This window comes from Bordetella petrii (genome assembly GCF_020991325.1).
Classification (GTDB): domain Bacteria; phylum Pseudomonadota; class Gammaproteobacteria; order Burkholderiales; family Burkholderiaceae_B; genus Bordetella_A; species Bordetella_A petrii_E.
Window position 1 is genome coordinate 1 of sequence record NZ_JAJMLX010000138.1, and the last position, 11685, is coordinate 11685.

Annotated in this window: 13 protein-coding genes and 1 pseudogene; 2 read left to right on the forward strand and 12 right to left on the reverse strand. The window is 66.9% G+C overall.

Features of this window, described 5'->3' with window-relative positions; all coding sequences use genetic code 11:
- Positions 1–58 precede the first annotated feature (58 nt).
- The 12 genes from hisD to LPZ50_RS14640 all read right to left on the reverse strand — a co-directional run bounded on the left by hisD (position 59) and on the right by LPZ50_RS14640 (position 10137).
- Positions 59–1366 (reverse strand): histidinol dehydrogenase, encoded by a 1308-nt coding sequence (gene hisD / locus LPZ50_RS14585; protein WP_230662192.1) that lies wholly within the window; start codon positions 1364–1366, stop codon positions 59–61.
- Positions 1367–1483: 117 nt separating this feature from the next.
- Positions 1484–2164 (reverse strand): ATP phosphoribosyltransferase, encoded by a 681-nt coding sequence (gene hisG, locus LPZ50_RS14590; RefSeq protein WP_230662193.1) that lies wholly within the window; start codon positions 2162–2164, stop codon positions 1484–1486.
- The gene (gene murA / locus LPZ50_RS14595) at positions 2161–3429 is read right to left on the reverse strand and encodes a UDP-N-acetylglucosamine 1-carboxyvinyltransferase (protein ID WP_230662194.1); all 1269 of its coding nucleotides are present in this window, start codon (positions 3427–3429) and stop codon (positions 2161–2163) included. The genes hisG and murA overlap by 4 nt, the downstream gene beginning before the upstream one ends.
- On the reverse strand, positions 3429–3674 hold the full coding sequence (locus LPZ50_RS14600) for a BolA family protein (protein ID WP_230662195.1): 246 nt from the start codon (positions 3672–3674) through the stop codon (positions 3429–3431). Before LPZ50_RS14600 ends, murA begins: the two co-directional genes overlap by 1 nt.
- A gap of 5 nt (positions 3675–3679) precedes the next feature.
- A complete protein-coding gene (locus LPZ50_RS14605; RefSeq protein WP_230662196.1) occupies positions 3680–4492 on the reverse strand; it encodes an ABC transporter permease in 813 nt (270 codons plus the stop codon).
- A complete protein-coding gene (locus LPZ50_RS14610) occupies positions 4489–5298 on the reverse strand; it encodes an ABC transporter ATP-binding protein (protein WP_230662197.1) in 810 nt (269 codons plus the stop codon). Before LPZ50_RS14610 ends, LPZ50_RS14605 begins: the two co-directional genes overlap by 4 nt.
- A gap of 86 nt (positions 5299–5384) precedes the next feature.
- Complete coding sequence (locus LPZ50_RS14615; protein WP_230662198.1) at positions 5385–6017, reverse strand: MlaC/ttg2D family ABC transporter substrate-binding protein; 633 nt, start codon at positions 6015–6017, stop codon at positions 5385–5387.
- Between the two features lie 30 nt (positions 6018–6047).
- Complete coding sequence (locus tag LPZ50_RS14620) at positions 6048–6842, reverse strand: VacJ family lipoprotein (RefSeq protein WP_230662199.1); 795 nt, start codon at positions 6840–6842, stop codon at positions 6048–6050.
- Positions 6843–6944: 102 nt separating this feature from the next.
- On the reverse strand, positions 6945–7421 hold the full coding sequence (mlaD, locus tag LPZ50_RS14625; RefSeq protein ID WP_230662200.1) for an outer membrane lipid asymmetry maintenance protein MlaD: 477 nt from the start codon (positions 7419–7421) through the stop codon (positions 6945–6947).
- Positions 7422–7433: 12 nt separating this feature from the next.
- The gene (gene mlaE, locus LPZ50_RS14630) at positions 7434–8222 is read right to left on the reverse strand and encodes a lipid asymmetry maintenance ABC transporter permease subunit MlaE (protein WP_230662201.1); all 789 of its coding nucleotides are present in this window, start codon (positions 8220–8222) and stop codon (positions 7434–7436) included.
- The gene (locus LPZ50_RS14635; RefSeq protein WP_230662202.1) at positions 8219–9055 is read right to left on the reverse strand and encodes an ABC transporter ATP-binding protein; all 837 of its coding nucleotides are present in this window, start codon (positions 9053–9055) and stop codon (positions 8219–8221) included. The genes mlaE and LPZ50_RS14635 overlap by 4 nt, the downstream gene beginning before the upstream one ends.
- 101 nt (positions 9056–9156) lie before the next feature.
- A complete protein-coding gene (locus tag LPZ50_RS14640; protein ID WP_230662203.1) occupies positions 9157–10137 on the reverse strand; it encodes a Bug family tripartite tricarboxylate transporter substrate binding protein in 981 nt (326 codons plus the stop codon).
- Positions 10138–10439: 302 nt separating this feature from the next.
- Between LPZ50_RS14640 and LPZ50_RS14645 the strand changes: the two genes are divergently transcribed.
- Both LPZ50_RS14645 and LPZ50_RS14650 read left to right on the forward strand, forming a co-directional pair.
- Positions 10440–11312, forward strand: a complete 873-nt coding sequence (locus tag LPZ50_RS14645; RefSeq protein WP_230662204.1) for a hypothetical protein — start codon at positions 10440–10442, stop codon at positions 11310–11312.
- 62 nt (positions 11313–11374) lie between these two features.
- Positions 11375–11685 (forward strand): annotated as a pseudogene (locus LPZ50_RS14650) (catalase HPII); the annotation flags it as partial.

Below are 11685 nucleotides of genomic sequence, written 5' to 3' on the forward strand. Positions count from 1 at the left end.
AGCGCGCGGATGTCGGCCCGGACCGTCGCCGCGATGCGGTCGGCCACGGCGTCGGCCGTCATGGCTGGTCCAGGCGGTACTGGGCGCTGGCGGCGTGCGCGGGCAGGCCTTCACCCAGCGCCAGTTCGGCGGCAATGCGGCCCAGCGTCTGGGCGCCCTGCCGCGATACCTGAATCAGGCTGGACCGCTTCTGGAAATCGTATACGCCCAGCGGCGACGAGAAACGGGCCGTGCGCGAGGTGGGCAGCACGTGATTGGGGCCGGCGCAGTAATCGCCCAGCGATTCCGAGCTGAACCGGCCCATGAAAATGGCGCCGGCGTGGCGGATGCGGGCCGTCCAGTGCTCGGGCTGCTCGGTGGAAATTTCCAGGTGCTCGGGGGCGATGTCGTTGGCAATGGCGCAGGCCTCGTCCAGGTCGCGCACCAGGATCAGCGCGCCGCGGTTGGCCAGGCTGACGCGCAGGATGTCGGCGCGCGGCATGGTGGGCAGCAGGCGGGCGATGGCGGCCTCGACTTCGTCGATGAAGGCCGGGTCGGGGCACAGCAGGATGGACTGCGCCAGTTCGTCGTGTTCGGCTTGCGAGAACAAGTCCATGGCGATCCAGTCGGCGGGCGTCTTGCCGTCGCAGATGACCAGGATTTCGCTGGGGCCGGCGATCATGTCGATGCCCACGGTGCCGAACACGCGGCGTTTGGCGGCCGCCACGTAGGCATTGCCGGGGCCGACGATCTTGTCCACGGCGGGCACAGTGGCGGTGCCATAGGCCAGCGCGCCCACGGCCTGGGCGCCGCCGATGGCGAAGGCGCGGTCCACGCCGGCAATGGCGGCGGCGGCCAGCACGATGGGGTTGCGCACGCCGCCGGGCGTGGGGGTGACCATGACCAGCTCGGGCACGCCGGCCACTTTGGCCGGGATGGCGTTCATCAGCACCGACGAGGGGTACGCGGCCTTGCCGCCCGGCACGTACAGGCCCACGCGGTCCAGCGGGGTGATCTGCTGGCCCAGCAGGTTGCCTTCGGCGTCGGTGTATGTCCAGGTTTCGCCGCGCTGGTGCTCGTGGTAGGCGCGCACGCGGTCGGCCGCGGTTTCCAGCGCGTTGCGCTGCGCGGTGGGCAAGGCCGCCAAGGCGGCCTGCCAGTCGGCCTTGGGAATTTCCAGGGCTTCGGCCGTGTCGGCGGCAACGCGGTCGAAGCGCTGGGTGTATTCCAGCAGCGCGGCATCGCCGCGGTGGCGCACGTCGGCCAGGATGCCGGCGGCCGCGCGGTCGATGGATTCGTCTTCCGCGGCCTCGAAGGCCAGCAGTTTGGACAGCGCGGCGGCGAAATCGGGCTGGCGGGAGTCGAGGCGGTTGATCAGGGCTGCCATGGCGTCAAGGAAGAGCGGAAAACACACCCGCGACGGCGTTATTGCGGGTGCCGCCGCCGCAGGCAAAAACGTAGTGTAACGGGCGCAGCCCGTGCGCAGCGCTTCGAGGGCGGGTTTTCAGGCTGGCGCGGCCCCTTGGCGGGCCGCCCGCTGGAAGGCATCGAGCAGCGGCTGCAAGCGGGCGCCGCGGGTTTTCAGCGAGGCCTGGTTGACGATCAGGCGCGACGAAATGGCCATGATGTCTTCCACGGCGACCAGGTCGTTGGCGCGCAGCGTGCCGCCCGACGATACCAGGTCGACAATGCAGTCGGCCAGCCCGACCAGCGGGGCCAGTTCCATGGAGCCGTACAGTTTGATGATGTCGACATACACCCCCTTGGCGGCGAAGTGCTCGCGCGCGGACTGCACGTACTTGGTGGCCACGCGCAGGCGCGCGCCCTGGTGCACGGCGGCTTCGTAGTCGAAGCCGTTGCGCACTGCCACGCACAGCCGGCATTTGGCGATGTCGAGGTCGATGGGTTGGTACAGGCCGCCGGGCTGCTGGGCGGCGTGTTCGATCAGGACGTCTTTGCCGGCGATGCCCAGGTCGGCCGCGCCATACTGCACATAGGTGGGCACGTCGGAAGCGCGCACGATGATCAGGCGCAGGCCTGGATCGCTGGTGGGCAGGATCAGCTTGCGCGAGCTTTCGGGGTTCTCGGCGACCTCGATGCCGGCTTCGGCCAGCAGCGGCAGGGTTTCTTCGAAAATGCGGCCCTTGGACAACGCCAGAGTGATGGGCGCGGTGGGAGCGGTCATGCGGATTCCTTGCCGGTCAGGCGCTGGATGTCGGCGCCCAGCGCGCGCAGCTTGACTTCCATGCGGTCGTAGCCGCGATCCAGGTGGTAGATGCGGTCGACCTGGGTGGTGCCGTCGGCGGCCAGGCCGGCGATGACCAGGCTGGCCGAGGCGCGCAGGTCGGTGGCCATGACGGCCGCGCCCGACAGGCGCCTGACGCCGCGCACGACTGCCGTGTGGCCGTCGATGTCGATGTCGGCCCCCATGCGGCGCAGTTCCTGCACGTGCATGTAGCGGTTCTCGAAAATGGTCTCGACGATGACGGCCGTGCCGTCGGCCACGGTGTCCAGGGCCATGAGCTGGGCCTGCATGTCGGTGGCGAAGCCCGGGTATTCGTGGGTGCGTACGCCCACGGCGCGCGGGCGGCCCTGCATGGCGCCGCGGATCCAGTCGGGGCCGGTCTCGATGGAAAGGCCGGCTTCGATCACCTTGTCCAGCGTGGCGCCCATGGCGGCCGGGTCGGCGTTGCGCAAGGTGATGTCACCGCCGGCCGCGCCCACGGCGCACAGGAAGGTGCCGGCCTCGATGCGGTCGGGGATGACGCTGTGCTCGGCGCCGTGCAGGCTGGCCACGCCATCGACCACGATGCGATGGGTGCCGTGGCCGCGGATGCGCGCGCCCATTTTGATGAGCAGCTCGGCCAGATCGACGATTTCGGGTTCGCGCGCGGCGTTTTCCAGGATGGTCTGGCCTTCGGCCAGCACGGCCGCCATCAGCAGGTTTTCGGTGCCGGTGACGGTGACCATGTCGGTGCGGATGGAGGCGCCCTTCAGGCGCGCGGCCCGCGCTTCCACGAAACCGTGTTCGATGCGGATATCGGCGCCCAGCGCCGCCAGGCCCTTGATGTGCTGGTCGACCGGGCGCTGGCCGATGGTGCAGCCGCCGGGCAGGCTGACGCGAGCCTGGCCGAAGCGCGCCAACAGCGGGCCCAGCACCAAAATGGACGCGCGCATGGTCTTGACGAGTTCATACGGCGCTTCGAGATTGTCGACCTGGTTGGCCTGCACGGTGACCAGGCCGCTGGCGTCGCGTTCGGCCTTGACGCCCATGCGGCCCAGCAGGCGCAGCATGGTGCGTGTGTCGTTCAGGTCGGGCACGTTGGCCAGGGCCAGCGGGTCGGCGGTGAGCAGGCCGGCGCACAGAATGGGCAGGGCCGAGTTCTTGGCCCCCGAAATGGTGACTTCGCCGCGCAGTTGCGCGCCGCCGGTAATGCGTAGCTTGTCCATCAGCGGCCCGCCTGTGCGTATTCTTCGGGGGTGAGGGTGCGCATGGACAAGGCATGGATTTCGGCCTTCATGCGTTCGCCCAGCGCGGCGTACACCAGTTGATGGCGCGCGATCAGGCGCTTGCCTTCAAAGGCCGGGCTGACGATGACGGCGTCGAAGTGCGAACCGTCGCCTTGCACGTCCAGATGGTCGCAAGGCAGGCCGTCGGCGATATATTGGCGGACCTGCTCGGGGGTGGGTAGCATGGACGTCAGTTCCTGAGTTTGTAGCCGCTGGCCAGCAGCCGCAGCGCGCAGATCACCAGTGCGGCGAATACCCCGGCCACCACGGCCAGGCTGTGCCATGGCGAGACGTCCGATACGGAGAAAAAGCCGTAGCGGAAGCCGTCGATAGTGTAGAAGATGGGGTTCCAGTGCGATACGGCCTGCCAGAACGGCGGCAGCGTGTGAATGGAATAGAACACGCCGGACAAGAACGTGGCCGGCATGATCAGGAAGTTCTGGAACACCGCCAGCTGGTCGAACTTTTCCGACCACAGGCCGGCGATGAGGCCCAGCGTGCCCATGATGCCGCACGCCAGGATGGCGAACACCACGATCCAGCCCGGATGCGCGGGCGGCATCGAGGTAAAGCAGATGGCCACCAGCCACACACAGGCGCCCACCGCCAGGCCGCGCGCGATGGCGGCCAGCAGGTAGGCGGAAAAAATTTCCCGGTGCGACAGCGGCGGCAGCAGCACGAACACCAGGTTGCCGGTGATGCGGCTTTGGATCAGCGACGACGACGGGTTGGCGAAGGCATTCTGCAGCATGCTCATCATCATCAGCCCGGGGATCAGGAACGCGGTGTAAGGCACGGTGCCGTACACCATGACGCGCCCTTCCAGCACCTGGGCGAATACCAGCAGGTACAGCAAGGTGGTGACCACCGGCGCGGCAATGGTCTGCAGGCCGACTTTCCAGAAGCGCAGCAGTTCTTTGCGCAGCAGCGTGGGAAAGCCGGACCCGGCGTCCAGGCGGGGCTGTACCAGCGGCTGCGAGGTGGGAGTAAGCGGTGGGGTCACGAGACGATTTCTTCGGGTTCGAGTTCGGCCACGGGGGTGTCGTCGTGGTGCATGATGCGCACGAAGGCGTCTTCGAGGTCTACGCCGCCCACCCGCGCCAGCAGCGCCTGGGTGGTGTCCAACGCCACGATACGGCCGCCCTTCAGCATGGCGATGCGCCCGCACAGGGCCTCGGCCTCTTCCAGGTAGTGGGTGGTCAGCATGATGGTGTGGCCGGCCTTGTTCAGGCGCGAGATGAATTCCCACAGGGTGCGGCGCAGGTCGACGTCGACACCGGCGGTGGGCTCGTCCAGCACGATGACGGGCGGGCGGTGCACCAGCGCCTGGGCCACCAGCACGCGCCGCTTCATGCCGCCCGATAGGGCGCGCATATTGCTGTTGGCCTTGTCGGACAGGCCCAGGTTGAACAGGATCTCGTCGATCCAGTCGTCATTGTTGCGCAGGCCGAAATAGCCGGACTGGATGCGCAAGGTTTCGCGCACCGTGAAAAAGGGGTCGTACACCAATTCTTGCGGCACCACGCCCAGGGCGCGGCGGGCAGCCTTGTAGTCGGTGGCGACGTCGTAGCCGCAAACGCTGGCGCGGCCGCTGCTGGCCCGCGCCAGGCCGGCCAGGATGGAAATGAGGGTGGTCTTGCCGGCGCCGTTGGGGCCCAGCAGGCCGAAGAATTCGCCGGGCTCGATGTTCAGGCTGACGTCGTTCAGGGCCTGGAAGCCGGGGCCCGCCGTATGCCCAAGCAGTTTTTTCCAGCCGAGCGGACGCGGCGGGTAGATCTTGGAGACGTGTTCTAGAGTGACGGCGGACATGGCAACGGCGTAGGCCCGTAAAAGAGCGAATCGCCCATTATAAATGGCGGCCCGCCGCCCCGCTGGGGCGCGGGCCGCTGCCCGGATTACTGGTTGCGCTGGTTCAGGGCCTTGATCAGGCCGTCGATGCCGGACTGGTTGATTTCCTGGGCGAACTGGTTGCGGTAGTTCTGGATCAGCCAGATACCCTCGACGTTCATGTCGTAGATGCGCCAACCCTGCTGGGGATCTTTTTCAAGCCGGTAGTCCACGCCCACCGGCTGGCCGTTGGCTTGGGTGATCAGGCTGCGCACCACGACGTCGTCGGCGTTGGCGTCGCCGCGAAAGGGCAGCAGCTTGATGGTGGTGGCCTCGGTAACCCCGGTAAGGGCGCCGCTGTAGGTGCGGATCAGGGTGCCGCGGAAGGCATTCGCCAGCGCGTCGCGCTGTTCGGGGGTGGCCTGGCGCCAGTAGCGGCCGGCGGCAAGTTGTGTGGTCTTGCGGAAATTGACGTAGGGCAGGATGTAGGTATCCACCGCCTGGTTGACGCGCGCCAGGTCGCCCGACCGCAGCTGGCTGTCGGCCTTCAGGGCGCTCAGCGCCTCGTTGGCGGCATCCAGCACGAACTTGTCGGGCGCGCCCTGGGGATCGGGTTTGGCCTGGGCGGCGGTGGCGGCCATCAGGCCGACCGCGGCCGCGAACACCAGGCGCTGCAATACAGAATGAACAGAAAACCGCATGAAAACTCCTTGGAAGATGCCGTGGCGCCGTTACGGTTTTGGCGCGGGAGCGGCCGGTTGGGCCGGGGCGGGCGCGTCGTCTTCGTCGTCGATGCTGTAGTCGGGCAGGCTGTCATCGTCCTGGCGGTCGCCGCGCACCATGGCGGCCCGGCGCTGCAGGTAGGCATCGCGGATGAAGCTGTAGGGGTCGAGCGCCACGCGGTCGACCATGTCGGTGGTGTCGAGCAGGCTGGCGCGGGTGTCGACGATGTCCAGGCCCCACAGCGAATTGCGCCAGCGGGTATTTTCGATGGCGCCCGGGTTGGAATAGGTGACGGTACCGCCCTGCCAGTCGCCGATCAGGCCGATGCCGTCGCGCACGCTGCTGGCGCCCCAGATGGGCAGCACCAGGTACGGCCCCTGGCCAAAGCCCCACACGCCCAGCGTGGTGCCGAAGTCGTTGGGGATTTTGCGGGCGCCATTGGCCGAGGCCACGTCGAAGCAGCCGCCCACGCCCATGGTGGTGTTGAACAGGAAGCGGCCCAGGGTGTTGACGAAATCGTGCCCGCGCCCCTGCAGGAAGCTGTTGGTGGCGCCCCACAGATCGCCCACGTTGCTGAAAATATTGTGCACGCAGCTGCGTACCGGCTGGGGCGTGATGTAGGTGTAAGCCTGCGCCACCGGCTTGAAGAGCGCCCGGTCGACCGTGTCGTTGAACTTGAAGACGCCGCGGTTAAAGCCTTCCCAGGGATCGCGCGGATCGGGGTTGGCGGGCGCGGCGCAGCCCGCCGTCAGGGCGCATACGGCCAGGGCGGAGGCAAAGCGGGCGTAATTTGGCAGTTTCATGATCGGGCAGGCCCCGGGGAAAATTCGGGTCGGTTCGGAACGTGCCGGGCGCACAGCCAGCCCGGAAACGGGAAATTATCTATGGCGCGAAGGGAAAGCGTATTAATTCCCTGGCGTCGAGCCTTGTTTTTCGGCGGTGCCGTACAGGAACTTGCTGATCAGTTGTTCCAGCACGACGGCGCTTTGGGTATAGCGGATTTTGCCGCCATCGGCAAAGTTGTCTTCTTCGCTGCCGGCCGACAGCCCCACGTATTGCTCGCCCAGCAACCCGGAGGTCAGGATGGATGCCGAGGAATCCTTGGGGAAGTCGTAGCCTTGTTCCAGGTTCATGGTGACGACCGCCTGGAAGGTCTTGTCGTCGAAGCTGATGTTGCTGACCCGGCCCACGACCACGCCGGCGCTCTTGACGGGCGCCCGGGCCTTCAGGCCGCCGATGTTGTCGAAATTGGCGGTCAGGGTATAGGTGGGGGCGAAAGAAAAGCTGGCGAGATTGCCCGCGCGCAAGGCCAGGAATACCAGCGCGGCGAAGCCCAGCAATACAAACAGCCCTACCCAGAAATCGGTTTTTTCACGTGACATGATGAATCCGTATCAATTGCCAAACATCAGGGCGGTAAGGAGGAAATCCAGGCCCAGTACCGCCAGCGAGCCCACCACCACGGTGCGGGTGGTGGCGCGCGCCACCCCTTCGGGCGTGGGGCGCGACTGCCAGCCTTCGTACAGTGCGACCAGGGTGACGGTAACGCCGAACACCAGGCTTTTCAGGACGCCGTTGGCCACGTCGTTCCAGACATCGACGCCATTCTGCATTTGTGACCAGAACGCGCCGGCGTCCACGCCGATGAGCACGACCCCCACGACCCAGCCGCCCAGGATGCCCACCATGGAAAACACGGCGGCCAGTACCGGCATGGCGATGATGCCGCCCCAGAAGCGCGGCACCAGCACCCGCCGCATGGGGTCGACCGCCATGACTTCCATGGCGGAAAGCTGCTCGCCCGCCTTCATCAGCCCGATTTCGGCCGTGAGCGAGGTGCCGGCCCGGCCGGCGAACAGCAGTGCCGTCACCACTGGCCCCAGTTCGCGCACCAGCGACAGGGCCACCAGCAGGCCCAGGGCTTCTTCGGAGCCATAGCGGTTCAGGGTGTAATACCCCTGCAATCCCAGCACAAAGCCGACGAACATGCCCGATACGACGATGATCAGCAGCGAATAATTGCCGATGAAATGGACCTGCTGGGACACCAGGCGGGGGCGCGACAGGACGATACCGCTGCGCGACAGCAGCGCGCCCAGGAAACGTGTGAAGAACCCCACGCCGCCTACCAGGGAACGTACCCAGTGGCCCAGGGCGCCCAGTGCTTGTATCGGCCCGGTCATGGCTTGCGTCCTTCTTGTTGGGCCAGCCAGGCCTGGAAGGCCGGGGTGTCGGGGTAATGGAACGCCACCGGGCCGTCGGGTTCGCCGCGCAGGAACTGCCTGACGTACGGGTCTTGCGAGCCGGACAGGGTTTGCGGCGGGCCCGAGGCCTTCAGCCGGCCCTGGCCAACCAGGTAGACCTGGTCGGCGATGGCGAAAGATTCCTGTATGTCGTGGGTGATGAGCACCGATGCGCAGTGCAGCCGGTCGGACAGGTCGCGGATCAGGCGCGCGGTAATGCCCATGGAGATGGGGTCCAGCCCGGCGAAGGGTTCGTCGTACAGGATGAGTTCGGGTTCCAGCACCACCGCGCGGGCCAGCGCCACGCGCCGGGCCATGCCCCCGGATATTTCCGCCACGCGCAGGTGGGCCGCGGCGCGCAGGCCCACCGCGTCGAGCTTGTCGAGCACGCGCCCGGTGATGTCGGCTTCCGGCAGGCGGGTATGTTCGCGCAGGGGGAAGGCGACGTTTTCGAAGACGTTGAGGTCGGTAAACAGCGCGCCCTGCTGGAACAGCACTCCCATGCGCTTGCGCAGGGCTTGCAGGTCGGCACCGCGGGCGCGTCCGATATCTACCCCGAAAGCCCGCACCTGGCCGCGCAGCGCGGTCAGTTGCCCCGTGGCGGCGCGCAGCAGCGTGGTCTTGCCCGAGCCCGATCCGCCCATGACGGCGACCACTTGGCCAGGCTTGACCACCATGTTGATGTCCTGCAATACCGTGAAATCGCCATAGCCCAACGCCACCCCGTCGAGCGACAGGGCAAGTTCCGGGCTATTGGAGGTGTGATCGGGCATAGGCAATGGGAGTTGGGCCGCGGCCGGCAAAGGGATGGCCCCGGGGGAGCGGCCCATTGTAACGTGCGATTGTCGGCCTATTTATGTGCCCAAACGTGACCTTATTGCAGCGTAATGTTGCCTTTCTTGATGACTTCTGCCCATTTCCTGGTTTCGCTGGCAATAAAGGCCCCGAATTCCTCGGGCGTGCCGCCGCCAGCCTGGCTGCCGGTGTCGGCGATGGCCTTCTGCACTTCCGGGTCTTGCAGAATGCGGTTGAACTCGCTGTTCAGCTTGGCAATGATGGGCGCGGGCGTGTCGGCCGGTGCCACGATGCCCTGCCAGTTGTAGGACTCGAACCCCGGCAGGCCGGCTTCGGCCATGGTGGGCACGCCGGGCAGCACGTCGATGCGCTTGGCCGAGGTCACCGCAATGGGGTGCACCTTGTTGCCGCGAATGGCCGGCAGCGCCGAATAGCCCATTTCGAACATCATCGAGATATGGCCGCCCATCAGGTCGCTGGCGGCCAGGGCGCCGCCCTTGTAGGGCACGTGCACGATGTCGATGCCGGCCTGTTCGCGGAACATTTCGCCCGACAGGTGGTGGGCGCCGCCCACGCCGGACGAACCGAACGTCAGCCCGCCCGGGTCTTTCTTGGCCAGGGCGATCAGTTCCTGCAGGTTCTTGACCGGCAGCGAGTTGTTCACGCTGAGCACCAGCGGGCTGTTCTCGATCAGGATGACCGGCGCCAGGTCTTTGGTGGCCTGGTATGGAATGTCGGGCATCAGGGTGGGGTTGACCGCCATGGGGGCCAGGTTGCCGGTGCCGATGGTGTAGCCGTCGGGCGCCGCCTTGGCAATGAGGTTGGTGCCGATGACTCCGCCCGCGCCGGCCTTGTTCTCGACCACGACCGTCTGCTTGAGCGAATCGGCCAGCTTGCGGGCCAGCAGGCGCACGCGGGTGTCGGCGAAGCCGCCCGGGGCGTAGGGCACGATCAGGGTGATGGGCTTGGACGGCCAGTTGTCCTGGGCCTGGGCCAGGGGCGTGGCGGCCAGGGTGATGGCGGCCAGCAGGCTGGCCATGAGCGGGCGTAGCGGTTTCATGCGGGGGCTCCTCTTTCTATGGGCTGATCAGCGTCTTGTGAGCGTGGCAGTTTAAGAGTTATTCGTCCGTTGCGGCAGTGTCGGCCCCGCCAGAGGGGCAGGCGCACAGGCACTGTTCTTGCTGAGATTCCCGACAGTCCGGCGCGGCGACGCCGGCCATCCGTAACAAGGAGGCCTCATGCGATCGATTCTTCTCTGGCTGCTGGGCGTGCCCATCCCGATCATCATCTTGATCGCCCTGCTTACCTGATCCTGCCTGCGCGTACCCGCGTGCACGCCACTTCTTCCAACCAGGAAAAAACATGTCTGCGACTCAGCCCGTTACAAGTTACCCGGGCAGCCCCGTGCTGCCGGAAGAATCATCCCGATCCGCGGTCTCCTGGCCCGCCGTGTTTGCGGGGGCGGTGATCGCCGCCGCCGTGTCCGCCATGTTGGTCACGGGTGGCGCCGGACTGGGCTTCCTGACCGTGTCGCCTTGGCGTGGCGAGGGCGCTTCCGGTTCTACCCTGGCCGTGGGATCCATCATCTGGCTGCTGTTCAGCCAGGTTGTCGCCTATGGCGTGGCGGGCTACGTGGCCGGCCGGCTGCGCACGAAATGGGCCCACACCACCGGCGATGAAATCTATTTCCGCGACACGGCGCATGGCTTTCTGGTGTGGGCGCTGAGCGCGGTGATATGGATGGCCTTGCTGGGGTCCACCGTGGCCGCCGTTGTCTCGGGCACCGCGAAGGCCGGCGCGACGCTGGCGGGCACCGGTGCGGCCGCCGCGACCGCCGGGCAGGCCGGCGCGGGCGATGGGCCGCTGGGATACTACACGGATGCGCTACTGCGTCCGGATGACCCGTCCATGGCAACGGGCCGGGCCGATGTCCGCCCCGAAGTGTCTCGCATCCTGGCGCGCAGCCTGGTGAATGAACCGATGTCCGATGACGACCAAGCCTATCTGGCCAGGCTCGTAGCGCAGCATGCTGGCCTGGACGAGACCGCCGCCCGCCAGCGGCTCGAGCAAATTCAGCAACAGGTCCGGCAGGCCGAGCAGCAAGCGCGCGAGGCGGCGGATGCCGCCCGCAAGGCAGCGGCGGGCTTCGCCCTGTGGGCGTTTGCCTCGCTGTTGATCGGCGCCTTCGTGGCGAGCTTCGCGGCCACTCTGGGCGGACGGGCGCGGGATCAATAGGCCTTTGTGCCGCGGTACGGCATACGGCCGATTGGCGCGCCCAATTTCTATAGGAGCGGACAATGGCAACTCGCAAGCCTGAGCATTCGAAGCACCCGCAGCAAGCGGCGGTGGATACCGCTTACCTGAATTCCGATAGCGGCCCGGCGCTTGCGCCCGGCAGCGGCAGCAAGCACCCAGCCTTGAAGAAAGCGCGCGCCGTGGGCGCCATGGTGGACGGCATGCCGGCCAATTCCACCAAGGCGGCCGAATATGGCCCGCAATCGGCGCGGGCGCCCGCGGGAGGCACCCAGCCAGCGCCGGACGAGGCCGCGACGGCCAGCACGCTGTCGGAAAAAAACCGTTCGGCCAAGACCGGCGGTCGCGCCGGTGC